Genomic DNA, 24470 nt, shown 5'->3' with positions numbered 1-24470 from the left:
GGCACGGAGCGCTGGTTGGAGGGGACCTCGCGATGAAACGGATTCGTCTCGTCGATTTACCGTTGATTATTAAGATCGGCTTCGCGCCGGCTTTTGCGCTGCTCATGCTGGCCCTGATGGCCGGCGGCGCGATCGTCGTTCAGAAGAGCCAGTCGGCCGCGCTTAAGCAGGTGGTCGAAAGCGATATGCGTCAGAACATGGAGATCCAGAAGATCTCCAAGCGCATCTCGAACATCAACGGCGAACTTTACACGGTGCTGACCCACAAGGCGGGCAACATCGACGTGGCGGCGAACGACGCCCGCATGGCCGCGATCCTCACCGAGACCGACGCGGTCAAGAAGGATCTGGCCGCGCTCAAGGCCAAGCTTCCGAAGGCCGAACAGCCGAAGATCGACGAGCTGATCAAGTCGCTCGACGAATGCCGCAGCGCCATCGACACGGTCAGCGGCATGATCGGCGTCGACTTCAACATGGCCGTCGGCTTCATCGCGCCGTTCGAAGAACAATACGCCAAGATGACCGGCATCCTCGATCAGGTCACCGGCGCGGCCAACAAGCGCGTCGAAGGCGAGACCGCCAAGCGCCAGGCCGAGGCCACCGCCGCCATGAGCGCGACGATCGTGATGTCCCTGGTCACCCTGGCCGCCGTGGGCGCCCTGGCGTTCCTGACCGTGCTGACGACGCGCAAGTCGATCAATGACATCGCCGGCGCCACCGAGAAGCTCTCGAAGGGCGACAACGGCATCGATCTGGAGAAGATGACCCGCGGCGACGAGCTGGGCGCCATCGTCCGCTCGCTGAAGGTCTTCCGCGACAACCAGCTGCACCTCGAGCAGCTGCGCGCCGAACAGGAAAAGTCCGCGGCCCTGACGGCCGACGAGCGTCGCGCCAAGGAAGCCGCCGCCGCCGCCGCCGCCCAGGAAAGCGCCCTGGTGGTCACCAGCCTGGCCGATGGCCTGGAGAAGCTGGCCTCGGGGGACCTGACCTTCCGCGTGACCGCCGACTTCCCCGGCGACTATCGCAAGCTGAAGGACGACTTCAACGCCGCCATGGGCTCGCTGCAGGAGACGATGAAGGTCATCGCCGCCTCGACGGACGGCCTGCGCACTGGCGCCGACGAGATCGCTCACGCGTCCGACGACCTGTCGCGCCGCACCGAGCAGCAGGCCGCCAGCCTGGAAGAAACCGCCGCCGCCCTGGACCAGCTGACGGCGACCGTTCGTCGCACGGCCTCGGGCGCGCGCCAGGCTTCGGACGTCGTCTCCACCACCCGTGGCGAAGCGACGCATTCCGGACAGGTTGTGCATCAGGCAGTCTCCGCCATGGGGGAAATCGAGAAGAGCTCGGGACAGATCAGCCAGATCATCGGCGTGATCGACGAGATCGCCTTCCAGACCAACCTCCTTGCTCTGAACGCCGGCGTCGAAGCCGCGCGGGCGGGCGAGGCGGGCCGCGGCTTCGCCGTCGTGGCTCAGGAAGTTCGCGCTCTGGCTCAGCGTTCGGCCGAGGCCGCCAAGGAGATCAAGACCCTGATTTCCTCGTCGACCCAGCAAGTCAGCCAGGGCGTCAGCCTGGTCGGCCAGACCGGCGAAGCCCTGCAGCGGATCGTCACGAAGGTCGGTGAGATCGATGCGCTGGTCACCGAGATCGCGGCTTCGGCCGCGGAGCAGGCGACCGGTCTGAACGAAGTGAACACGGCCGTGAACCAGATGGACCAGGTCACCCAGCAGAACGCCGCCATGGTCGAGCAATCGACCGCCGCGACGCACTCGCTGAAGGGCGAGACCGGCGAGCTGGTTCGCCTGATGGCCCGCTTCCAAACGGGCGCGGTCGGTTCGTCCTATTCGCGCCCGGCGCCAGCCGACACGGCGCAGCACGCTCCGGCGCGCAACCCGGTGGCCGAGCAGCAGGCTCGCCTGAACACCTTCGCCCGTCCGGGCCGGAGCAGTGGTTCGGCGGCGGTCGCTCAAGCTCCCGTAACGGATGGTTGGGAGGAATTCTAATGGCCGCCATCGCGCTGCCTGAAAATCTGGACCTGAAGGCCGCGGCCCCTCTGAAGGCCGCGCTCCTGGAGCGCCGTGGCGCCCCGATCGAGATCGAGGCCGACCAAGTGCGTCGCTTCGGGGGGCTGTGCCTGCAGGTTCTTCTGGCGGCCCGAAAGGCCTGGGACCAGGACGGCCAACCCTTTTCCATCAAGGGGCCTTCCGAGGCCTTCGTCGAAACAACCCGTCTGTTCGGCGCCGACAAGGCGCTTCTCTCGGCGGAATTCCAAGGAGCTGAATCGTGATGCAGACGGTTCTTACGGTCGATGATTCTCGCACGATGAGAGATATGCTGCGCATGGCGCTCGCCGGCGCGGGTTTCAACGTGGTCGAGGCCGTCGACGGCGAGCACGGGCTGGAGGTTCTCTCCGCCCACCGTCCCGATGTGATCATCACGGACATCAACATGCCCAAGCTGGACGGTTTCGGCTTCATCGAGGCGGTGCGGGTCGACGACGACTACCGCGCCATCCCGATCCTGGTCCTGACCACGGAAAGCGACCCGGCCAAGAAGCAGCGGGCTCGCGAGGCCGGCGCCACGGGCTGGATCGTGAAGCCTTTCAATCCGGAAAAGCTGGTCGACGCCATTCGCCGCGTCGCCGCCTGATCCACGGAGCGGCCCATCGCCGCTCTTTCTGAACACCCGGTGCTAGACGCGAATTAGGACGTACGGGAATGGACGAGCTAGAGGCCATCAAGGTCACCTTCTTCCAGGAATGCGAGGAACTTCTCGCCGACCTCGAAGGCGGTCTCCTGGCCATGCAGGAAGGCGCGGGCGACCTCGAGACGGTCAACGCCGTGTTCCGAGCCGTCCACTCGATCAAGGGCGGCGCCGGCGCCTTCGGCCTCGAGCCGTTGGTGCGCTTCGCCCACGTGTTCGAGACCCTGCTGGACGCCGTGCGCTCGGGCGCCGTTCCCAACACGGTCGATCTGGCCGCGGTGCTGCTGCGCGCCTCCGACATCCTGGCCGACCACGTCAGCGCCGCGCGCGGCCTTGGCGACGTGGACATGGCCGCTTCGGCCGCGATGGCCTCCGAGCTCGAGCACTGGACCGACCCGTCCGCCGCGCCGCCCGCCGCCGCTCCGGCGGCCGAGGCGCCGGTCGCCGAGGCTTCGGCCGTCGAGCCCGCGTCGGCGGGCGACGACGCCATGGAAGACGACGACCTGGGCTTCGTGTTCGTGCCCCAGACCATCACGGTCGAGGCGCAGGCCGCCGACGCCGAACTGATCCCCGACAACGTCTGGACGGTGTCGATCCGTCCGAAGTCCGACCTCTACCGCAAGGCCAACGAAACGGCGCTGCTGCTGCGCGAGCTGAGCCGCCTGGGCCCGATCGAGGCGACGCTGGACGACAGCGGCCTGCCCGAGCTGGAAGACCTGGATCCGGAAGCCGCCTACGTCACCTGGAGCGTCCGGGTCGAGACCGACGAAGACGAGACCGCTATCCGTGAGGTCTTCGAATTCGTCGACGGCGACTGCGATCTGGACATCACCCGGGGCGAGGCGCCGGTCGAGGCGGCCATGGCCTCGCTGCTGAGCGCCGTCGAAACGGCCGTTCCGGCGATGACCGAAGAGCCTTCCGCCCCCGAGCTCGCCCCCGAGCCCGCGCCCGAGCCCATCGTCGCCGAAACCGCTCCGGCCCCGATCGCCGAGGTCAAGCCGGCCGAGCCGGCTCCCGCTGCGGCCGCCAAGCCCGCCGCCGCGCCGGCCGCCGCGCCGACCAAGGCCGCCCAGGTCGAGGTGCCGGGTCCTGGCCAATCGGTCATCCGCGTCGATCCCGAGCGCATCGACCGCCTGATCGATCTGGTCGGCGAGCTGGTCATCAACCAGGCCATGCTGGCGCAACGCGTCGGCGAATACGGCATCGCCCCGTCCTCCAACCTGGCCATGGGCCTCGACGAGCTGGAACAGCTGACGCGCGAGATCCAGGACAGCGTCATGGCCATCCGCGCCCAGCCGGTGAAGTCGGTGTTCCAGCGCATGCCGCGTCTGGTCCGCGAAGTCGCCAACATGACGGGCAAGCAGGCTCGCCTGGTGATGGACGGTGAAAACACCGAGGTCGACAAGACGGTCATCGAGCGTCTGTCCGACCCGATCACCCACATGCTGCGCAACGCCATCGACCACGGGCTGGAAAGCCCCGAGGAGCGCAAGGCGGCCGGCAAGAACCCCGAGGGCGTCGTGCGCCTGGCCGCCCTGCACCGCAGCGGCCGGATCGTCATCGAGGTCTCGGACGACGGCAAGGGCATCAACCGCGAGCGCGTCTTCTCGATCGCGGTCAAGAAGGGCCTGATCGCGCCCGACCTGACCCTGACCGACGAAGAGATCGACAACCTGATCTTCCTCCCGGGCTTCTCGACCGCCGACAAGATCTCGGACGTGTCGGGACGCGGGGTGGGCATGGACGTGGTCAAGCGTTCGGTCCAGGCCTTGGGCGGCCGGATCTCGATCACCTCGCGTCCGGGCCTGGGCTCGACCTTCACGCTCAGCCTGCCGCTGACCCTGGCCGTCCTGGACGGCATGGTGGTCGACGTCGCCGGCGAGACCCTGGTCGTGCCGCTGGCCGCCATCGTCGAGAGCCTGCGTCCGAAGCCGGAAGAAGTTCGCCCGCTGGGCCCGGTCGGCTCGGTGCTGGCGGTCCGCGACAGCTTCGTGCCGCTGATCGATGTCGGTCTGACGCTCGGCTATCGCGACGAGAGTCCGCACCCGACCGACGGCGTCGTGCTGCTGGTCGAGGGCGAGGACGGCTCGCGCGCCGCCCTGGTGGCCGACGCCATCCACGGTCAGCGCCAGGTCGTCATCAAGTCGCTGGAGCAGAACTACCAGCAGGTCGAAGGCGTCGCCGCCGCGACCATCCTGGGCGACGGCCGCGTGGCCCTGATCCTCGACGTCGACGCCACGATCGCCATGCGGCGTCGTGAAGGCGGCGCGCCCCGTCCCACCGAACCCACCCTCATCGCCGCGGAGTAAGTCATGACAGACCATGCCACCGCCATCGGCGCTGACCGCCGAGAACTGATTTCCTTTCGTGTGGGCGACCAAGAATACTGCGTCGACATCATGGCCGTCCGCGAGATCCGCGGCTGGAGCCCGGCGACGACGCTTCCGCAATCGCCCGGCTTCATGCGCGGCGTGATCAACCTGCGCGGCGCGGTCCTGCCGATCATGGACCTGGCCTGCCGCCTGGGCATGCCGGTCATCGAACCGACCGTCCGCAGCGTCTTCATCGTGGTCAAGGCGGGCGACCGCACGGTCGGCCTGCTGGTCGACGCGGTGTCGGACATCCTGTCGATCAACGACGACATGGTGCAGCCGACGCCCGACATGGCCTGCGACACCGTCCGCAACTTCGTGCGCGGCATCATCTCGATCGAAGGCCGCATGATCAGCGAGATCTCGCTGGACCGCATCCTGCCCGAACGGGAGGCGATGGCCGCCTGATGACCGCATCCGCCTCCTTTTCGGACACCCGCGAAGCCCTCGTCGATGGCGAGTTCGCGTTCACGTCCCAGGACTTCAAGCGCATCGCCGCGCTGCTGTACGATCTGGCCGGCATCAGCCTGCCCGACAGCAAGGCGACGCTGGTCTATTCGCGCCTGGCCAAGCGCCTGCGCGCGCTGGGCCTGCGCTCGTTCAGCGAATATTGCGCCTTCGTCGCGAGCGACAAGGGGCACGACGAGAGTCAGGAAATGCTCCGTGCGCTGACGACGAACGTCACGCGCTTCTTCCGCGAGCCGCACCACTTCGAGGACCTGCGCGTCAACGTACTGGAGCCCGTGGCCGACAAGGTGCGCGCCGGTGGGCGCCTGCGCCTGTGGTCCGCCGCCTGTTCCTCGGGCCAGGAGCCGTACTCGATGGCCTTCACCGTGCTTTCGGTGTGGCCGAACGCGGCGGATCTGGACATCCGGATCCTGGGTACGGACATCGACACCAACGTCCTGGCGACCGGCCGAGCCGGCGTCTATGACGACGCCCTGCTCGAGGGCATCCCCGCCGCCACCCGCGGCCAGTTCTTCGAGCGCGACCCCGGCGACCGCCGCAACTGGCGCGTCTGCGAGGCCGCTCGCAGCCTGGTCGCGTTCCGCGAACTAAATCTCAACGGTCCGTCCTGGCCTATGAAAGGTCCGTTCGACGCCATCTTCTGCCGGAATGTCGTGATCTACTTCGATGAACCCACCCAGGAACGCGTCTGGAGCCGCTTCGCGCCGCTCGTCGCGCCCGGCGGCCGCCTGTATGTCGGCCATTCGGAACGGGTGGGCGCTTCGGTGACCGCTTTCGAAAGCTGTGGCCTGACCGCGTACAGAAAGGTTGGCCGCTGATGCCTAAGATCCGCGTACTTGTCGTCGATGACTCCGCCACGATGCGGAGTCTGATATCGGCCGCCCTGAATCGTGATCCCGAGATCGAGGTGGTCGGCGGCGCCGGCGACCCGTTCGAGGCCCGGGGCATGATCAAGACCCTGAACCCCGACGTCGTCACTCTCGACATCGAGATGCCGAACATGAACGGCATCGAGTTCCTCGAGAAGATCATGCGCCTGCGGCCCATGCCGGTGGTCATGGTGTCGAGCCTGACCCAGGCCGGCGCCGAAATGACCCTGCGGGCCCTGGAACTGGGCGCGGTCGACTGCGTCGGCAAGCCGGTCGACGCGACCGGCACCCAGGAAGCCCTGGCCGAGATCGTCACCAAGGTGAAGACCGCGGCTCGCGCCTCGGTGCGCACCAAGGCCGACGCCGCGCCGGCCGGCGCGCGTCGCAAGGACTACATGCCGTCGGGCGACCTGGTCGCGATCGGCTCGTCGACCGGCGGCGTCGAGGCGCTGCTGTCGATCCTGCAGCAGTTCCCCGAGACCTGCCCGCCGACCGTCATCACCCAGCACATGCCGGCCACCTTCACCGCCAGCTTCGCCGCGCGCCTGGATCGCGCCAGCGGGGCCAAGGTGCAGGAAGCCTCGGACGGCGCCGTGCTGGAGCCCGGCAAGGTCTATGTCGCGCCCGGCGGCGCCACGCACCTGGAGGTCGTTCGCTCGGCCGGCCTGCGCTGCCGCCTGGTAGCCGGCGACCCGGTCAGCGGCCACCGGCCCTCGGTCGACGTGTTGTTCAATTCGGTCGCAAACACCCTTGGCGACAAGGCGGTTGGCGTGATCCTGACCGGCATGGGCCGCGACGGCGCGCAGGGCCTGCTGGCGATGCGCAAGGCCGGCGCGCGGACGCTCGGCCAGGACGAGGCCAGCTGCGTGGTCTACGGCATGCCCAGGGCCGCCTACGAAATCGGCGCGGTGGAGAAGCAGGTTTCCCTGTCCTCCATGGGCCAGTCCATCCTTGATCTGGCCTCGGCGAGGCGCTGAACCCATGCCCCAAGCAAGCACCATCTCCGTTCTCGTCGTCGACGACCAGCTGACCATGCGGGCTCTGATCCGCAACGCGCTGCAGCAGATCGGCTTCAAGGATATCCGCGAGGCGCCGGATGGCGAGGAGGCTCTGAAGAACCTCCTGGCCAAGCCCGCCAACCTCGTCATCTCGGACTTCAACATGCCGAAGATGGATGGCCTGGCGCTGCTGCGAGCGGTGCGCTCGCATCCGCCCATCCGCCAGACCGCCTTCGTCATGCTGACGGGCCGCGCCGACCGCGAACTGGTCCAGCGCGCCGTGCAGTTCGGCGTCAACAACTATTGCGTCAAGCCGTTCACCGTCCAGGGCTTGAGGGAAAAGATCGAACAGGTGTTCGGGTCGCTCACATGACGCAATTCTCCCACCCTGAAGATCCCGAACGCGCGGTCAAGGTGCACGTCACGCAGGGCGAGAGCCACGTGACGACCGATCCCAACGTGGTCATGACCACGGTGCTGGGCTCGTGCATCGCCGCCTGCATTCGGGATCCGCAGTCGGGCGTTGGTGGAATGAACCACTTTCTGCTGCCCGACGCTGGCGATGGCCGCCGCGACGGCGACGCCGTCCGCTACGGCGCCTACGCCATGGAACTGCTGATCAACGACCTGCTGAAGAAGGGCGCCCGTCGAGAGCGGCTGGAAGCCAAGATCTTCGGCGGCGCCAAGCTGTTCGACGGCCTTTCGGACGTCGGCGCCAGCAATTCCGCCTTCGCCGAGCGCTTCCTGCGCGACGAAGGCATTCCGATCGTCTCGTCCAGCACCGGCGGGGTCTCGGCCCGTCGCGTCGAGTTCTGGCCGACCTCGGGTCGTGTGCGCCAGCGCCTGGTGGCCGTCGACAACGCGCCGCAGGACGTCCGTCGTCCCACGCCTCCCCCGATGCCCGCCGCGTCCAGCGGCGACGTGGATCTGTTCTGACGCCCATGACCGCTGCACCGCTGCCGACATCTCCGATCGCCCCGCCCGAGGAACACCTCGCGGTCGGAGAGCTGTCGCGTCGGCTGGCGGCGGAGCTAGCCTCGGCCGCGGCGATCTGCCGGGACTGCGAGCATCTGGCCGGCGACCTCGCCACGGGCGGGGCCACGCTGGAGAACCTCTCGCGCCTGCAGGCCCTGGACGAGCTGAGCCAGAGGCTGCACGGCCTGTCGGAGGTGCTCGAGCGCATCGGCCTCCACGCTTCTGGCGAATGGAGTGTCTCGATCGCCCCCGTTCTCAGCGGCCTGGGCCTGGCCGACATGGCCCAGCGCCTGCGGGCCGACGAGCGGAGCGACAAGCGCGCCGAGGCCGGTGAGCTCGATTTCTTCTAAGCGCCCATGACCGACGCGCTCCTCCCCTCGACACGGATCAATCTCGAGCGGGCGACAGTGCTCGTACTGGACGACAACGGCCCCTCGCTGGACATTTTGTCGCAGGTGGTCTCCGGTTTTGGCGTCAAGCAACTGCTGCGCGCCGAAAGCGTGGCCGACGCCCAGACCCTGGTCCGCACCAAGACTTTCGACCTGATCATCAGCGACGTTCAGATGCCGACCACGGACGGCATAGAGTTCATCCAGTGGCTTCGCCGCGAGGGCGGCGAGACCAATCGCTATATCCCGGTGATCCTGGTCACCGGCCACACCCGCACCTCGCAGATCTTCAAGGTGCGCGACGCGGGCGCCAATTTCATGGTGGCCAAGCCGATCACGCCCAAGGTGCTGCTCGAACGCATCTTCTGGGTGGCGCGCGAGGACCGGGCCTTCATCGAGTGCGACACCTATGTCGGTCCTGATCGCCGCTTCAAGCATGAAGGGCCGCCGCCCGGCACGGACGGGCGGCGCAAGGACGACTTGCCGGCGGAGGTGGGCGAGGCGCAGACGCCCAATATGTCGGATGATGAAATCAGCAATCTGATGCGCCCAGCGAAGGTGCAGATATGACCGTCCGGAAGTTCCGACCGCAAAACCGCCTGAGCGCCATGATCAGGCAGCGCGGGGGCTTGCTCGCCAAGGACGCCATCGCCGCGGCCGAGGCGGGGGTCGAGACGCTGCGCGAGTCGTCGATGGCGGCGCTGGACCAGACTCTGGCCGACATCGAGCGCCGTTTCGGCGCGGGCGCGGCCGATCGCGCGTCCGAGCCCTATGAGGAGCTCTATCTGCTCGCCTCGCGGGTCATCGACGTCAGCGCCTTCGTGACCGACGCCGGGATCGACAAGGCGGCTGTGTCGCTGTGCACCCTGGTCGATAGCTGCGACAGCGCCGACCATTGGCGGTGGGACGCGGTCGACGTGCATATCAACGCCCTGCGCCTGTTGCGCGCCACGGGCGCTCAGCTCCCCGTCGATCAGCGCGACGCCATGCTGCAGGGCCTTTACCAGGTCAGCAATTACCGCCCCGACGAGGGCTGACGCCCGCCGCGGCGGGACCCCGGTATGTGTCGGAAACGCAACGGGGCGCGGAGTCTCTAAGGTGTGGCCATTTTGCGGCCTTGTAGCGAGAGCTGGGCTTTGTTAGCTGTCTGCTACCGGTGTCAGAAACGATTGTTCGCCTCTGACACCGGTAACAAAAACGAAGATTTGCTGGCTGGGCTCCTGTTCCGCGGAAGAACGCGAGGCGGAGACCAAGGCCAAAAGGCGGCGGGAACGTCGTCGTGCAACTGGTCGACACGGGAGGAGATTCTATGTCCAAGAACACCACGGGACGCGTGCGCGCCCTGCAGTACGGCGTCTCGGGCGGCGCCCTGGCCCTGGCGATGATGTTCGCTGGCGGAGCCGTCGCGCAGACGGCCGACGCCCCGGCTACGGCCCAGGCCGCCGATGAAGTCGAAGCCATCGTCGTCACCGGCTTCCGCAAGTCGCTGGACGCAGCCCTCAACGCCAAGCGCGACTCGGTCTCGTCGGTCGACGTGATCGTCGCCGAAGACATCGCCAAATTCCCCGATCAGAACCTCGCGGAGTCGCTGCAACGCGTTCCCGGCATTTCGATCGTCCGCGACGGCGGCGAAGGCCGCGCGATCACCGTCCGCGGCCTGGGCTCGCGCTTCACCCGTGTGCGCGTCAACGGCATGGAAGCGGTCGCCACCACCTCGGACGGCGCCAGCGCCAACCGCGAGCGCGGCTTCGATTTCAACGTCTTCGCCTCGGAGCTGTTCAGCTCGCTGGTCGTGCACAAGACCGCCGAAGCCTCGCTGGACGAAGGCTCTCTGGGCGCGGTCGTCGACCTGAACACCGGCAATCCGCTGGCTGGCAAGGACGGCTTCACGCTCGCCCTCAGCGCTCAGGGCCAATACAACAGCCTGAGCAAGGATCTTGGTCCGCGCCTGGCCGGCCTCGTCAACTATCGTCACCCGAGCGGTGTGTGGGGCGCGTCGCTCTCGGCCGCCTATTCCCAGCAGGAACAGATCGAGTCGACCAATAACACCGTGCGCTGGGCCCAGGCCCGCTTCAATCGCGTGGGTTCGACCAACTGCTTCACCACGCAGAACAGCGGCGGTTCCTACGTTCCCAGCGCGGCCTGTAACGAAGTGGCGCTGGCCTTCCACCCCCGTATCCCGCGCTATGGCCAGGTCACCCATGACCGCGAGCGCCTGGGCCTGACCGGCAGCTTCCAATACGCGCCGACCGACCGCACCAAGCTGTCGGTCGATGGCCTCTATTCGAAGTACAGCGCCGTCCGTAACGAGAAGTGGGCCGAGGTCCTGTTCCGCTCCAACGAGCGCTCGATCAGCGTCCGCGACTACACGCTGGACAGCAACAACAACCTGATCAAGGGCACGTTCGACAACGCCTGGGTGCGTCTGGAGCACTATGAGCGCAAGCTCGACACGACCTTCTACCAGCTTGGCGCCAACCTGACCCACGAGTTCTCGGACAGGTTCAAGATCCAGGGTCTGGCCGGTTTCTCGAAGTCGGACGCCGACATCCCGTACGAGACGACGATCATCTTCGACGACCGGGACGCCACCGGCTACAGCTACGACTACACCAACATGAAGAAGCCGGTGCTGGCGTTCGGCACCAGCATCAGCGACCCGACCAACTTCCAGTTCGCGGAGTTCCGCGACCGCCCGTCGAACAACACCAACAAGTTCAAGACCTTCGGCCTGAACGGCGACTGGGCGATGAACGACTCGGTCACGCTGAAGGGCGGGGCGTCGTTCCGCCAGTTCGACCTGAACCTGCGCGAGGACGCCCGCGACTCGACCTACTGCGCCGCCTTCACCTGCGCGACCGGGACCTACGGCGCGCCGGTCACCTCGGCCCTGACCACGAACTTCACCCTGAAGGGCGCGGAGGCTCCGGCCGGCACGACGACCAGCTGGGCGGCTCCGAATCTCGACGCGGCCACGGCTCTGATCAACCTCTATAACCGTCCCCTGATCCAGCAGGCCGGCAACACCCGCGCGGTGACCGAGAAGGACACCGGCGCATACGTCCAGATGGACGTGAAGAGCCAGATCGGCGACCTCGACTACGCGCTGAACGCCGGCGTGCGGTACGTGAAGACCGAGCAGTCCTCGACCGGGATCAATAGCGGCCAGACCGTCACCGTGGATCGCAGCTACAAGGACTGGCTGCCGGCGGCCAACCTGGTGCTCTATCCGATGGAAAAGGTCATCGTGCGGGCCTCGGCCGCCAAGGTCATGACCCGCCCGAACCTGAGCAATCTGACGCCCGGCGGCTCGGTGGACGGCTTCAACTACCGGATCACCTCGGGCAACCCGCAGCTGAAGCCCTATCGCGCCAAGGCCTATGACGCTTCGGTCGAGTGGTACTTCGCCCGCGAGTCGATTTTCTCGATCGCGATCTTCAAGAAGGACATCGCCAGCTTCCCGCTCAGCAGCTCGATCCAGGGGACCTATGCGTCCACCGGCCTGCCGCTGTCGCTGATCCTGGCCAGCTCGCCCGCGGCGGCTGATCCCGAAGGGCGTCCGTGGACCATTGGCACCACGATCGACGGCAAGGGCGCTTCGCTGAAGGGCGTCGAGTTCGCGATCCAGGGGCCGTTCAGCTTCCTGCCAGGCTTCTGGTCGAACTTCGGCGGCATCGCCAACCTGACGTTGGTCGACTCCAACGTCGACTATCGGGTCAATGGCGCGGCGACCGCGGCTCCGACCGCGACGGGCAACTTCCCGATCCTGGTCGCTCGCAACGAAAGCTCGTCGCTGTTCGATCTGTCCAAGCGCGCGGTCAACGCCACGCTCTACTACGAAGCCGACAAGTTCAGCGCCCGGGCCTCGATCGCCTATCGCGGCGGCTATATCGACGCCGCCAGCGACACCGGCAACGTGTTCGAAGGCTACAACAGCTCGATCAATGTCGACGCCTCGATGCGTTATCGCCTCAACGACAACTTCGAGGTTTCGCTGGAAGGCGTGAACCTGACGGACGAGTACCGCGACCGCTTCACCGACCTCGCGGCCGACCGCAACTACGAATACAACCATTTCGGCCGGACCATCATGTTCGGGGTCCGCTACAAGATGTAGTCACGCCGCAAGGCGTAGACAGGAAAGGCCGCCGGCTGACCGGCGGCCTTTTTCGTTGCGGGAACGGCTGGCTCGACGGACCTAGCCGGCGACCCCGTCGATCCAGGTCGTCACGACGTTGAGCGTATCGTCGAGCAGGCAGAGGTCGGCCGCGAAGCCCGGCGCGATCCTTCCCCGCTGACCTTCCAGACCGAGGAAGGCGGCGGGCGTGGCCGAGGCCATACGGACCGCCTCGTCCAGCGAGAGGCCCAGCATGGCCATGGCGTTGCGGACGGCGGCGGCCATGTCGAGATCGGAACCGGCCAGGGTGCCCTGGTCGTCGACGCAGACGCCGTCGCGCACCACGATCTGGCGGCCCTGGAGGGTGAAGCGCTTGTCGGCCATGCCGACGGTGGGCATGGCGTCGGTGACCAGCATGAACCGGTCCAGCGGCCGGGCGCGCAGGGCGATCTTCAGGGTGACCGGATCGACGTGACGGCCGTCGACGATGATCCCGGCCCAGGCGGTCTGGTTCTCGAGCATCGCGCCGACCACGCCCGGTTCGCGGCTGGTCAGGGGCGACATGGCGTTGAACAGGTGGGTGACGCCGGTCAGCCCCTGGTCCAGGGCCTGGCGCATGGTCTCGTAGCGGGCGTTGGTGTGACCGGCGGCGACGATGACGCCAGCCTTGGCCAGGCGGGCGATCATGTCGGGCGTGGTGCGCTCGGGGGCCAGGGTGACCAGGGTCTTGCCGACCTTGAGCGAGGCGAGCAGGGCGATGGCGTCCTCATCGATGACCCGGAACTTGTCCTCGTCGTGGATGCCCTTGCGCTTGGGGCTGAGGAATGGCCCCTCGATATGGACGCCCAGCACGCCCGGAACGCCTTGGGCGATGGCCGCCTCGACCGCGCGCATCGCCTGGTCGACCACCGAGAGGTCGTCGCTGATCAGGGTCGGCAAAAAGCCAGTCGTGCCGAAGCGGCGATGGGCCGCGCCGATGGCGGCGATGGCCTCCACGGTCGGGGCGTCGTTGAACAGCACCCCGCCGCCGCCATTGACCTGGGTGTCGATATAGCCGGGGACCAGCAGGCCGCCGGCCAGGTCGTGGCGCTCGGCCCTGGCGGGAATGTCGCGGGCGGTCACGAGGCCGGCGATCCGGCCGCCTTCGAGCAGGACGGCCTGGCCGTCGACGATCCCGGCCGGCGTCAGGATCCGGCCATTGACGAGCGCGCGCGGCATCAGACGGTTTCGGTGACCTTGTTGAGGTGGGGCGGGCTGTCGGGATCGTAGCCGCGCGCGAGCGATAGGGCGTTGGCCATGCGATAGAAGCTTTGGACCATCAGGATCGGCTCCAGCACCGGATGGGCGGGAACGGTGGGGAGCAGGTCTTCGCCGTTTTTTCCGGGCGCGGCCAACAGGACGTCGGCGCCGCGCTGTCGCAGGCTCCCCGCCAGCGCTTCGACGCTGTCGCGGCTCTCGTCGTTCTGGGCGAAGACGAGGGCGGGGAAGCCGTCCTTGACCAGGGCCATGGGGCCATGCAGCACCTCGGCGGCGCTGAAGGCCTCGGCGTGCAGGCCGCAGGTCTCCTTGAACTTCAAGGCCGCCTCCTGGGCGACGCCGAAGCCGACGCCCCGGCCCAGCACATAGAGGTTGGAAGCGCCTTGCAGGGCCTCGACGCCGGTCGACCAGTCCAGGTCCCAGGCCCGGGCGAGGGCGGCCGGCAGGTCGGCCAGGGCCGCCGTCAGAGCCTCGTCTTGCGTCCAGGCGGCGATCAGCTGGGTGATGGCGATCAGGGCGGCGATGTAGGATTTGGTCGCCGCCACCGACAGTTCCGGCCCCGCGTGCAGAGGGATCACCGTGTCGGCCAGCTTGGCGAGGGGCGAATCCTCGACATTGACCAGGGCCACGGCGTAGGCGCCCGCGGCCTTGGCCGCCCCGACCGCCGCCAGCAGGTCGGGGCTCTTGCCCGACTGCGAAATGGCCAGGACCAGCGCGCCTTCCAGGTTGGGCGAGGCGTCGTAGACCGAGCTGACCGACAGTCCCGCCGACGAGGTCAGCACCCCGGCGTGGGTCTCGATCAGATAGCGGGCGAAGGTGGCCGCATGGTCGCTGCTGCCGCGCGCGCAGGTCACCACCACCCGGGGCGGATCGGTCCGCAGTCGCCGGGCCAGCGCCTGGATCCGCTCGGCGTTGGCCAGCAGCAGCGCCCGCGCCACCGCCGCGCCTTCCCCCGCCTCCCGGAACATCCGCGTGCTTTCGGGCGAACGCCCCGCCACAGGGCTCTCAGGTCGGATCAAGACAGTCGCCTCCAAGCTCTGGCCTCAAGACAGCGCGTTAAGCTCGGCGACGAAGTCGTAGGCGTCGCCACGATAGTAGGATTGCGTGACCTCCACCGCCCGGCCGTCCTTCAGGAAGCCCCGCCGTTCGATCAGCAGCCCCGCGTCCTTGGCTGGAACGCCCAGAAGGTCGGCCTGTTCGGCGGCGAACAGCACCGCCCGCAAGCGCTGCAGGGCCCGCACCGGCCGGTGGCCGGTCGCCTCCAGCGCCTCGTAGAGCGACACCCCGACGGCGTCGACCGAGGGCAGGGCGAAGGCGGCGATGGTCGTGTACTCCACCGCCATCGGCGCGCCGTCGGCGAAGCGGATCCGGGCGAAGCGATAAACCGGCGTCCCGGGCGACAGGCCCAGGGTCAGAGACTCCTCGGGCGTCACCTGGCCCTCGCTGCGGCTGATCCACTCGCTGCGGGGAACGCGCCCGCGCGAGATCATGTCCTCGGTGAAGGACGTCAGCTTGGAAAAGCTCTTCTCCACCCGCGCGGCCACGAAGGTGCCCGCGCCTTGCCGGCGCGTCAGCAGGCCTTCGCTGACCAGGCCGTCCAACGCCTTGCGCACGGTGATCCGCGAGATCTTGAACTCGTCGGCCAGGTCGCGCTCGGCTGGCAGGGCGTCGTCGGGCGCCAGCATCTTCTGCTGGATCGCCTGGCGCAGCGCGCGTTGCAGCTGTCTGTAGAGCGGGGCGTGGCCGTCGGCGGCGTCGAGCCGTCCGATCCGTTCCGAAAACGTCATTGCCCAACCCTCCCCGCGCAAATCGACGGCGCCCAACGTCCATCTCGATAGCATATGACCATTTTCATACCAATAAGAACATGGTCTGCAATTGGTTTCTTTTTGGCCTTGTCAGATGCAAAATTTCCGTCACAGTTCCCTCCCGAGGCCTGAGAAGTACCCATTTCTGCGGATCCTCCCAGAAAATTGGTATCATATTGGGCTTGGGGTTCGGCTCCGGGTCCAATCGGCCCGGCATAATGGGGAGAAGCCGAGTATGAAGAATTTCCACAAGTCCGTCCTGGCCGCGTCCGTCAGCATCATGGCCGTGGCCGCCGCCGCTCCGGCCCTGGCGCAGGACAACAATGCGGTTGAGCAGGTGGTCGTCACCGGCATCCGGGCCTCGCTGCTCCAGTCCATCGAATCCAAGCGCCGCGCCGACGCCATCGTCGACGTCGTCACCGCCGAGGACGTGGGCAAGTTCCCGAGCACGAACGTCGCCGAAGCCCTGACCATCGTTCCCGGCGTCACCGTCGATCGCGCCTTTGGTCAAGGCGAGAAGGTCAGCATCCTGGGCACGGACCCGGCGCTGAACCGCACCCTGCTCAATGGCCAGACCGTCGCCTCCGCTGACTGGTTCATTCTCGACTCCCCCGGCCGCACCTTCAACTACGCCCTGCTGGCCCCGCAGATCGTCGGCAAGGTCGACATCTACAAGTCGCCCGAGCCGCGCATCGACGAAGGCAGCATCGGCGGCACCGTCATCGTCAACACCCGCAAGCCTCTGGACCTGAAGTCCGGCCTGATCGCTGGCGCGGTGAGCTATCTGTACAACGACCGCTCCAAGAAGGGCGACGCCCAAGGCTCGCTGCTGGTCAGCTGGAAGAACGACGCCCAGACCTTCGGCGCCAGCTTCTCGGTCCAGCGCGCCGAGGACCAACTGCGGCGCGACGGCGTCGAGAGCTACGGCACCATCGCCGCCAACCAGTGGGCCGGCGGCAATCCGGACAATCCGGTCGACTCGCGCACCCGCGGCTGCACCGGAACTTGCGCCAGCACCCTGACCTCCAATCTGACGGCTCGCAGCCCCAATGCGTTCGGCGCCTCCTATTTCGAGCAGGACCGTACGCGCACCACCTACACCACCTCGCTGCAGTACAAGCCCACCGACCAGCTGTCGTTCGAGTTCAACTGGCTGAAGATCAAGGCCGACTACGACAACACCAACCAGTCGATGTACGCCTTCCAGGGCAACACCTGGAACAGCCTGGGCGCCCTGACGGACCTGACCGTCAACAACGGCGTCGTCACCAAGGCCTCGTTCGCCAACGCCCTCTCGGTCCTGGACGTCCAGTATCGCGAGGCGGAGTTGAAGTCGGACACCTACCACCTGAAGGGCGGCTACAAGGGCGACGGCTGGGACCTCTCCGGTGAGATCGGCAAGTCCACGGCCGACGGCGGCACCAAGCGCCAGGTGTTCCTCGAGTTCCTGAACTGGGCCAACTACACCGTCGACATCAGCGGCGCGCCCAAGAGCCCGGGCAGCCTGACCTACACGACCAACGTGATGGGCAATCCGGCCGCCTTCGCGACCGATCCCGGCTGGAGCGGCAACCTGGTCTCCAAGCCGACAAGCGACGAGGAGAAGTACGCCCAGATCGACCTGGGCAAGGACTTCGACGGCGTCATCCAGCGCATCCAGGTCGGCTACAAGCGGCGTGAGCACGAGACCGGCCAGCAATATGCCGGCATCGCCATCACCGGCGTCGCGGCCCCCGCCTCGCTGTTCAGCCCAAGCGAAGTCCCCAGCAACTATCTGAAGGGCTTCGACGGCGTCGGCGACCAGATGAAGAACCGCTTCCGGATCAGCGGTCCGTCGATGGTCGACTATGTCCAGAGCGGCAAGTGGCTGCCGGCGGGCGGGACCCTGCCCAAGCCCTCGATCTTCGCCGCCGCCGAGTTCACGGCCGGCAACTGGAATATCCAGGAGAACATCGACGCCGCCTACGCCCAGGCCAACTTCAAGGCCGACAACATCCGCGGCAACTTCGGCGTTCGCTATGTGAAGACCTCGGTCGACAGCGCCGGCTATGTCTGCAAGCCGGGCGCGGCCTGCAACGCCGCCGCCGACTGGAGCTGGCAGGTCACCAAGAAGAGCTACGACAACGTCCTGCCCAGCGTGAACATCATCGTCGACGCGCGCGAGGATCTGGTGTTCCGCTTCGCAGCGGCCCAGGTGATCGCGAGGCCGAACTACGCCGACATGACCAATTACTTCTGGCTGTCGGACGGCATCCTGACCGGCGGCGGCGGCAATCCGGCGCTGGAGCCCTACAAGTCCAGCAACTTCAACGCCTCGGCCGAGTGGTATTTCCAGCCCCAGGCCATCCTGTCGGCGGAGGTCTTCTACAAGGACATCTCCAACTACATCCTGCAGCGCACCCAGCCGGAATCGTACTTCAACCAGTCGCAGGGCAAGGTCACCACCTACCAGATCAGCCGCCCGTTCAACGCGGGTTCGGCCGAGGTCAAGGGCCTGGCCGTGGCCTACCAGCAGAACTACGCCTACGGCTTCGGCCTGCTGGCCAACTACACCTACGCCGACGCCTCCGGCCAGGACAGCGCGCCGCTGCCCTATAGCTCCAAGCACCAGGTCAATGTCAGCCCCTTCTACGAGAACGGTCCGTTCTCGGCCCGGGCGACCTTCACCTGGCGCTCGAAGTACTTCACCGGCGTCGATCGCGGCGACAACATGTTCGTCCGCGCCTCCAAGAGCCTGGACGCCACGGTCGGCTACGCGCTGAACCAGAACATCAACCTGTCGGTGTCCGGCCAGAACCTGCTGGACAGCGAGTACTACGCCTACGCCAACACCACGGCCCTGCCGCGCGGCGTCTATCGTACGGGCCGCAAGCTGCAGGCGACGCTCAGCGTGAGCTTCTAACGCACATCGGCGGAGGCTCGGGTCCGTCCCGAGCCTCCGCCGATGCGCAATTGATCCGATCCCCTCCTGACTGCAAGCATGGAGCTGGGGCGGGGCAGTCCGGCTGTCCCGCCCGCTTTTTGCCGCCCGAGTTTTCTCCGCGAGGCCGCGTGACCCTGACCCCGCTCCGCATCGCCGCCATCTCGGCCCTGGCCCTCGTCGCCGCCCTCGCCCCGCCGGCGGGCGCCGCTGACCTGACCCTGACGCCCGCGCCCGCCAAGGCGGTCCGCGCCGACGGGGTCTTTGAGCTTACCGCCGCCACTCCAATCGTCGTCTCCAAGGGTGACGTCGAGGCGCGGGGTGTCGCCGACCAACTGGCCGACCTCATCCGGCGTTCGCGAGGCTTCCGGCCGAAGGTCGTCGAGGGCGATCCGACCGACGGCGCCATTGTCCTACGCCGCGAGGGTCCGGCGGGCGAGGCCTACCGGCTCGATGTCTCGCCAAAGGCCGTCACGATCGCCGCCGCCCGGCGCGCGGGCCTCTTCTACGGCGCCATGTCGCTGTGGCAGCTGGCGACGCCCGACAACGCCAAGGGCCCGGTCGCGGTCCCGGCCGCCACGATCGAAGACGCCCCGCGCTTTGCCTGGCGCGGCCTGATGGTCGACAGCGCCCGCCATTTCCAGTCGATCGAGACGCTGAAGGCGACGCTCGACGCCATGGCGGCGCACAAGCTCAACACCTTCCACTGGCACCTTGTCGACGACCAGGGTTGGCGGCTGGAGATCAAGAAATATCCGAAGCTGACGCAGGTCGGCGCCTGGCGCACCGATCCCGGCGCGGCGCGCGCCTATCCCAAGTACGGCGGCTTCTACACCCAGGACCAGGTCCGCGACCTCGTCGCCTACGCCGCCGCCCGCAACATCACCATCGTTCCCGAGATCGAGACTCCGGGCCACGCCCTGGCGCCGATCGTGGCCTATCCAGAGCTGGGCTCAGCCCCACCGGACGCCAGCAAGATGGGCGCCAAGCACATGGGAGATTGGGGCGTCTTCCCCTGGCTCTACAACACCGACGACGCGACCTTCGCCTTCCTCGACGATGTGCTGAACGAGGTCATGGACCTCTTCCCCTCGACCTTCATCCATGTGGGCGGCGACGAGGCGATCAAGGACCAGTGGAAGGCCAGCCCGAAGATCCAGGCCAGGATCAAGGACCTGGGCCTGAAGGACGAGCACGAACTGCAGAGCTGGTTCATCCAGCGCGTCGGCAAGACGCTGGAGAAGCGCGGCCGCCGGCTGATCGGCTGGGACGAAATCCTGGAGGGCGGCCTCGCGCCCAACGCCACGGTGATGTCCTGGCGCGGGATCGACGGCGCGATCGCCGCGGCCAAGGCTGGTCACGACACGGTGCTCTCGCCCCATCCGGTGCTCTATCTCGACAACCGCCAGAGCGTCTCGCCCGATGAGCCGACAGGGCGCGGGCGGGTGGTCAGCCTGAAGGACGTCTACGGCTTCGATCCGGCGCCGTCGCAGCTGAGCGCCGAAGAGCGCAAGCATGTGCTGGGCGTGCAGGCCAATGTCTGGACCGAGCACATGCAGACCGACGCGCGGATGCAGGCGATGGCCTTCCCGCGCGCCGTGGCCCTGGCCGAGCGCGGCTGGACGCCGGAGGGCGGCGTCGACTGGGACGATTTCGCCCGCCGCCTGCCGGCCGAGATGGCGCGGCTGAAGATCCTGGGTGTCACGGTCGATGCCGTCCCGTTCGAACCGCAGCCGGCGCTGTCGGAAGCCGAGGGCGGCAAGACGCGGCTGGCGCTGTCGACCGGCCTCGGGATCGGCGAGATCCGCTACACCCTCGACGGCAAGGCGCCGACGGCGAAGTCGCTCGCCTATGCGGCGGCGCTGGATCTGTCATCGGGAACGACGGTGAAGGCGCGCGCCTTCCTCGACGGCCGGGCCCTGGGACGCGAGCGGACCTGGACGATCGACCCGGCGCTGCTGCGCACCCGCGTTAGCGGCCAACTGAAGCTCTGCACTGAAAAGGTCCCCCTGACCATGATCGACGACGCCCCGCGCGCCCTCGACAAGCGGGCGATGATGTTCGTCGACATCCTCAATCCCTGCTGGATCTGGGAGGGTGCGGATCTTTCCAAGGGCGCGATCCTGAGAGTCCGGGCCAGCCAGATCCCGTTCAACTTCCAGGTCGGCAAGGATCGCGACCAGATCCCGCTGCGGGCGCCGGAAACGCCGGGCGGCGAGCTGGAGGTGCGCGCCGGTTGCGCGGGCGAGCGCCTGGCCGCCATCCCGCTGGGCGACGCCGCCAAAAATCCCGGCCTCTCCACGATCACCGGCCGCTTGCCGGCGCGGCCGGGTAAGGTCGATCTTTGCCTGACCTTCACGGCCAGGAGCGTCGATCCCTTCTGGGCGATCGACCGCGTGACCCTGACGGCCGCGAACTAGTCCAGGAAGAGTGAAGCCCGTGCCCGACCTCGTTCTCGCATCACCGCTGAAGGGCTGGATCGCGCCGTTGGATGAGGCGCCGGACGCGGTGTTCGCGGAGCGGATGCTGGGGGACGGGGTGGCGATCGATCCTCTGGGGTCGGAGCTTGTGGCGCCCTGCGACGGGGTGGTGGTCTCGGCGCACCGGGCGGGCCATGCGGTGACGCTGCGGACGGCGGGCGGCGCCGAGATCCTGATGCATGTCGGTCTGGAGACGGTGGCCCTGGGCGGCGAGGGCTTCGAAGTCCACGTGCGCGAGGGCCAGGCGGTGAAGACGGGCGAGGCGCTGATCAGCTTCGACCTCGATCTGCTGGCCCGGCGGGCCAAGAGCCTGATCACCCCGGTGGTGATCACCAACCCGGAAGCCTTCCAGATCGTGCGCCGCGACCAGGACCGGGCCGTGGAGGCAGGCGGCTTCCTGATGGCGCTGCGGGCCGTGGACGGGGCGGCCACGCGGGCCTTCGAGTCCGCCAACGAGATTTCCCGACCGGTGACCGTGCCGCTGGCGCACGGCGTCCACGCGCGGCCGGCGGCCCGGATCGCCGCGCTGGCCAAGAGCTTTACAGCCGAGACGGCGCTGGTCGCCGGCTCGCGGCGGGCCAGCGCCCGGAGCCCGGTGGGGCTGATGGCCCTGGCCGTACGCCATGGCGACGAGATCGCGGTCGTGGCGTCGGGCGCGGACGCCGAGGCCGCCATGACGGCGATCGCCGTGCTGATCGAGAGCGGCATGGGCGAGGGCGCGCCGGTCGCGACCAGGACTTCGCTCGCGCCCGTCGTGGAAACGCTTCTGGCTCCGGCCGAGCTGCCGGCCGACGGGGTGCTGAAGGGCGTGCTGGCCGCGCCGGGCCTGGCGATCGGCAAGGCCGTGCGCCTGGCTTCCGCCGATATCGCCGTGCGCGAGCAGGGGGAGGGCGTGGCTCAGGAAGAGGCGGCGCTGAGCGCGGCGCTCGACAAGGTCCGCGCCCGGATCGAAGCCGGCGCCACGAAAGGCGACAAGGCCCGCAGGGCGATCTTGGCCGCGCACCTGGCCTTTCTGGACGACCCGGAACTCCTGGCCCAGGCCCGGGCCCTGATCGCCCAGGGCAAGGGCGCGGGCTTCGGCTGGCGATCGGCCGTGGGCGGCTATGTAGAGGCGCTGCGGGCTCTGGGCGACCGCCGCCTGGCCGAGCGGGTCGACGACCTGATCGACCTGGAACGCCAGGTGCTCAAGGCGCTGGCTGGCGAAGACGACGAGGCCAGCGTCCTGCCGCCGGGATCGATCCTGCTGGCCGACGAGCTTCTGCCTTCGCAACTGATGGGGGTCGACCCGGGCGTGGTGGCGGGCCTGGCCACGGCGCGCGGCGGGCCGACCTCGCACGTGGCGATCCTGGCCGCGGCCATGGGCGTGCCGGCCTTGGTGGCCGTGGGCGGCGGGGTGCTGAGCGTCGCTGACGGCGCCGCCCTGATCCTCGACGCCGACGGTGGGACGCTGCGCGTGGCGCCCGACGCCTCGGCCCTGGCGGCGGCCCAGACCCAGCTGGCCCAGCGCCAGACCCGCAAGGCCGCCGCCCGCGCCGCCGCCCATGACCCGGCGGTGACCAAGGATGGCGCCCGTATCGAGGTCTTCGCCAATGCCGGCTCGGTCAAGGACGCCCTGGCCGCCGTCGAGAACGGGGCGGAGGGCTGCGGCCTCCTGCGCACGGAGTTCCTGTTTCTGGACCGCGAAAACCCGCCCGACGAGGACGAGCAGGCCCGCCAGTACCAGGCCATCGCCAACGCGCTTTCTGGCCGGCCGCTGATCATCCGCACCCTCGACGTCGGCGGCGACAAGGCCGCGCCGTACCTTCCGATCCCGGCCGAGGAGAACCCGGCCCTTGGCCTGCGCGGCGTGCGTGTCAGCCTCTGGCGGCCGCATCTTCTGAAGACCCAGCTGCGCGCCATTCTGCGGGTCAGACCTTCCAAAGAAACCGAAGGGGGCCAGTGCAAGATCATGGTCCCGATGGTCGGGAGCCTGGATGAGCTGCGCGCCGTCCGCGCGGTGCTGGAGGAGGCCAAGCGCGAACTCGAGATCACCGACCGCGTCGAACTCGGGGTGATGATCGAGACCCCGGCCGCGGCCGTGACCGCCGACCTGCTGGCCGCCGAGGCCGACTTTCTCTCCATCGGCACCAACGACCTGACCCAGTACGTGCTGGCCATGGACCGGGGCAATCCGGAGCTGGCCGCGCGCATCGACGCCCTGCACCCGGCGGTGCTGCGGATGATCGCCCAGACTTGCCAAGGCGCGGCCAGGCACGGTCGCTGGGTCGGCGTCTGCGGGGGCCTCGCCTCGGATCCCGTCGCCACCCCGGTCCTGCTGGGCCTGGGGGTCACCGAGCTGTCGACCACGGTCGCCATCGTCCCGGAGGTCAAGGCCGCCGTGCGCGCCCTGGACCTCGCCGCCTGCCGGGATCTCGGCGCCCGGGCCTTGGAGCAGACCTCGCCCGAGGCGGTTCGGGCCCTTTGCCAGGCCTTCGGAGCTTGAAGCCGATGAAGTCTCCGCTCGAGATCCTCCAGCCGCTGGGCCGGGCCCTGATGCTGCCGATCGCGGTGCTGCCGGTGGCGGGCCTCCTGCTGCGCCTGGGCCAGCCGGATCTCCTGAACATCGGCTTCGTGGCCGCCGCCGGCGATGCGATCTTCTCCAACCTCGGCCTGCTGTTCGCCATCGGCGTGGCTGTTGGCCTCGCGCGCGAGAACAACGGCGCGGCGGGCCTGGCCGGCGTCGTCTGCTTCCTGATCGCCGTCGAGGGAGCCAAGGCCCTGCTGCATGTCCCGGCCGAGGCGACGGCGGGCCTGGCTCAGGCCCACGCCGACCTGGCCTCGGCGGCCTACAAGGCCAAGGCCCTGGCCAAGCTCAGCGTGCCGATCGGCATCGTCTCGGGGATTGTCGGGGGTCTCTTCTACAACCGGTTCTCCGGCTTCAAGCTGCCCGAATACCTGGCCTTCTTCAGCGGCCGACGGTTCGTGCCGATCGTCTCTGGCCTGGCCGGCCTGGTGATCGCCGGTCTGCTGGGCCTGGGCTACGACGCCATCAACGGCGGGGTCGACGCCGCTAGCCGCGCGATCGTCGGCTCGGGCGAGATCGGCCTTCTGGTGTTCGGGTTCCTGAACCGG

Annotated in this window: 20 protein-coding genes; 17 read left to right on the top strand and 3 right to left on the bottom strand. The window is 68.1% G+C overall.

Translation table 11 applies throughout. The annotated features are described in order from the left end of the window. Positions 1-32: 32 nt before the first annotated feature. The 13 genes from VJ655_RS17970 (at position 33) to VJ655_RS17910 (ending at position 12894) form a co-directional block, all read left to right on the top strand. Positions 33-2006 (top strand): methyl-accepting chemotaxis protein, encoded by a 1974-nt coding sequence (locus tag VJ655_RS17970; RefSeq protein WP_324113452.1) that lies wholly within the window; start codon positions 33-35, stop codon positions 2004-2006. Next, entirely contained in the window at positions 2006-2290 is a 285-nt protein-coding gene (locus VJ655_RS17965; protein ID WP_324113450.1) for an STAS domain-containing protein, read from the top strand. Before VJ655_RS17970 ends, VJ655_RS17965 begins: the two co-directional genes overlap by 1 nt. Next, positions 2287-2652 (top strand): response regulator, encoded by a 366-nt coding sequence (locus VJ655_RS17960; RefSeq protein WP_324113448.1) that lies wholly within the window; start codon positions 2287-2289, stop codon positions 2650-2652. Before VJ655_RS17965 ends, VJ655_RS17960 begins: the two co-directional genes overlap by 4 nt. A gap of 68 nt (positions 2653-2720) precedes the next feature. Continuing rightward, positions 2721-5015, top strand: coding sequence for a chemotaxis protein CheA (locus VJ655_RS17955; RefSeq protein ID WP_324113446.1), 2295 nt, complete (start codon positions 2721-2723; stop codon positions 5013-5015). 3 nt (positions 5016-5018) lie between these two features. Beyond that, on the top strand, positions 5019-5486 hold the full coding sequence (locus VJ655_RS17950) for a chemotaxis protein CheW (RefSeq protein WP_324113444.1): 468 nt from the start codon (positions 5019-5021) through the stop codon (positions 5484-5486). Then, positions 5486-6364, top strand: a complete 879-nt coding sequence (locus tag VJ655_RS17945; RefSeq protein WP_414647001.1) for a CheR family methyltransferase — start codon at positions 5486-5488, stop codon at positions 6362-6364. The genes VJ655_RS17950 and VJ655_RS17945 overlap by 1 nt, the downstream gene beginning before the upstream one ends. Then, a complete protein-coding gene (locus tag VJ655_RS17940; RefSeq protein WP_324113442.1) occupies positions 6364-7392 on the top strand; it encodes a chemotaxis response regulator protein-glutamate methylesterase in 1029 nt (342 codons plus the stop codon). The genes VJ655_RS17945 and VJ655_RS17940 overlap by 1 nt, the downstream gene beginning before the upstream one ends. Positions 7393-7396: 4 nt before the next feature. Continuing rightward, entirely contained in the window at positions 7397-7786 is a 390-nt protein-coding gene (locus VJ655_RS17935) for a response regulator (protein WP_324113440.1), read from the top strand. Continuing rightward, positions 7783-8349: a chemotaxis protein CheD gene (locus VJ655_RS17930; protein ID WP_324113439.1), complete on the top strand. Its 567-nt coding sequence runs from the start codon at positions 7783-7785 to the stop codon at positions 8347-8349. Before VJ655_RS17935 ends, VJ655_RS17930 begins: the two co-directional genes overlap by 4 nt. A 5-nt stretch (positions 8350-8354) precedes the next feature. After that, entirely contained in the window at positions 8355-8738 is a 384-nt protein-coding gene (locus VJ655_RS17925) for a chemotaxis protein CheU (protein ID WP_324113437.1), read from the top strand. 6 nt (positions 8739-8744) lie between these two features. Further along, positions 8745-9347, top strand: a complete 603-nt coding sequence (locus tag VJ655_RS17920; protein ID WP_324113435.1) for a response regulator — start codon at positions 8745-8747, stop codon at positions 9345-9347. Continuing rightward, positions 9344-9814, top strand: coding sequence for a chemotaxis protein CheE (locus VJ655_RS17915; protein WP_324113433.1), 471 nt, complete (start codon positions 9344-9346; stop codon positions 9812-9814). Before VJ655_RS17920 ends, VJ655_RS17915 begins: the two co-directional genes overlap by 4 nt. A 272-nt stretch (positions 9815-10086) precedes the next feature. Further along, positions 10087-12894, top strand: coding sequence for a TonB-dependent receptor (locus VJ655_RS17910; RefSeq protein WP_324113431.1), 2808 nt, complete (start codon positions 10087-10089; stop codon positions 12892-12894). 81 nt (positions 12895-12975) lie between these two features. Here the strand turns inward: VJ655_RS17910 and nagA are convergent, their stop codons facing one another. The 3 genes from nagA to VJ655_RS17895 are packed head-to-tail and all read right to left on the bottom strand — an operon-like array spanning position 12976 to position 15992. Next, positions 12976-14112, bottom strand: coding sequence for an N-acetylglucosamine-6-phosphate deacetylase (gene nagA, locus VJ655_RS17905; protein WP_324113429.1), 1137 nt, complete (start codon positions 14110-14112; stop codon positions 12976-12978). Beyond that, positions 14112-15185 (bottom strand): SIS domain-containing protein, encoded by a 1074-nt coding sequence (locus tag VJ655_RS17900; RefSeq protein ID WP_324113427.1) that lies wholly within the window; start codon positions 15183-15185, stop codon positions 14112-14114. The genes nagA and VJ655_RS17900 overlap by 1 nt, the downstream gene beginning before the upstream one ends. A gap of 9 nt (positions 15186-15194) precedes the next feature. Further along, positions 15195-15992: a GntR family transcriptional regulator gene (locus VJ655_RS17895; protein ID WP_414647000.1), complete on the bottom strand. Its 798-nt coding sequence runs from the start codon at positions 15990-15992 to the stop codon at positions 15195-15197. Positions 15993-16194: 202 nt separating this feature from the next. Between VJ655_RS17895 and VJ655_RS17890 the strand changes: the two genes are divergently transcribed. From VJ655_RS17890 to VJ655_RS17875, 4 genes are all read left to right on the top strand, one after another. After that, complete coding sequence (locus tag VJ655_RS17890; RefSeq protein WP_324113423.1) at positions 16195-18861, top strand: TonB-dependent receptor; 2667 nt, start codon at positions 16195-16197, stop codon at positions 18859-18861. Between the two features lie 149 nt (positions 18862-19010). Then, positions 19011-21299 carry a beta-N-acetylhexosaminidase gene (locus tag VJ655_RS17885; protein ID WP_324113421.1) on the top strand — a complete coding sequence of 763 codons (2289 nt, stop codon included), beginning with the start codon at positions 19011-19013 and terminating at the stop codon, positions 21297-21299. A 10-nt stretch (positions 21300-21309) separates the two neighbouring features. Further along, on the top strand, positions 21310-23841 hold the full coding sequence (ptsP, locus tag VJ655_RS17880; RefSeq protein ID WP_414646999.1) for a phosphoenolpyruvate--protein phosphotransferase: 2532 nt from the start codon (positions 21310-21312) through the stop codon (positions 23839-23841). A 5-nt stretch (positions 23842-23846) separates the two neighbouring features. Then, a partial coding sequence (locus VJ655_RS17875; protein WP_324113418.1) for a PTS transporter subunit EIIC occupies positions 23847-24470 on the top strand: 624 nt, incomplete at its 3' end.

Source organism: Caulobacter sp. (genome assembly GCF_035254145.1).
Classification (GTDB): domain Bacteria; phylum Pseudomonadota; class Alphaproteobacteria; order Caulobacterales; family Caulobacteraceae; genus Caulobacter.
This window is presented reverse-complemented; position numbering and strand designations above follow the sequence as displayed.

Excerpts from the sequence above, each read along its gene's own strand:
- VJ655_RS17895 (WP_414647000.1), bottom strand. The coding sequence starts at position 15,992 with ATGCTATCGAGATGGACGTTGGGCGCCGTCGATTTGCGCGGGGAGGGT.
- VJ655_RS17970 (WP_324113452.1), top strand. The coding sequence starts at position 33 with ATGAAACGGATTCGTCTCGTCGATTTACCGTTGATTATTAAGATCGGC.
- VJ655_RS17950 (WP_324113444.1), top strand. The coding sequence starts at position 5,019 with ATGACAGACCATGCCACCGCCATCGGCGCTGACCGCCGAGAACTGATT.
- VJ655_RS17965 (WP_324113450.1), top strand. The coding sequence starts at position 2,006 with ATGGCCGCCATCGCGCTGCCTGAAAATCTGGACCTGAAGGCCGCGGCC.
- VJ655_RS17910 (WP_324113431.1), top strand. The coding sequence starts at position 10,087 with ATGTCCAAGAACACCACGGGACGCGTGCGCGCCCTGCAGTACGGCGTC.
- VJ655_RS17915 (WP_324113433.1), top strand. The coding sequence starts at position 9,344 with ATGACCGTCCGGAAGTTCCGACCGCAAAACCGCCTGAGCGCCATGATC.
- VJ655_RS17940 (WP_324113442.1), top strand. The coding sequence starts at position 6,364 with ATGCCTAAGATCCGCGTACTTGTCGTCGATGACTCCGCCACGATGCGG.
- VJ655_RS17920 (WP_324113435.1), top strand. The coding sequence starts at position 8,745 with ATGACCGACGCGCTCCTCCCCTCGACACGGATCAATCTCGAGCGGGCG.
- VJ655_RS17930 (WP_324113439.1), top strand. The coding sequence starts at position 7,783 with ATGACGCAATTCTCCCACCCTGAAGATCCCGAACGCGCGGTCAAGGTG.
- VJ655_RS17945 (WP_414647001.1), top strand. The coding sequence starts at position 5,486 with ATGACCGCATCCGCCTCCTTTTCGGACACCCGCGAAGCCCTCGTCGAT.
- VJ655_RS17925 (WP_324113437.1), top strand. The coding sequence starts at position 8,355 with ATGACCGCTGCACCGCTGCCGACATCTCCGATCGCCCCGCCCGAGGAA.
- VJ655_RS17890 (WP_324113423.1), top strand. The coding sequence starts at position 16,195 with ATGAAGAATTTCCACAAGTCCGTCCTGGCCGCGTCCGTCAGCATCATG.
- VJ655_RS17935 (WP_324113440.1), top strand. The coding sequence starts at position 7,397 with ATGCCCCAAGCAAGCACCATCTCCGTTCTCGTCGTCGACGACCAGCTG.
- VJ655_RS17955 (WP_324113446.1), top strand. The coding sequence starts at position 2,721 with ATGGACGAGCTAGAGGCCATCAAGGTCACCTTCTTCCAGGAATGCGAG.
- nagA (WP_324113429.1), bottom strand. The coding sequence starts at position 14,112 with ATGCCGCGCGCGCTCGTCAATGGCCGGATCCTGACGCCGGCCGGGATC.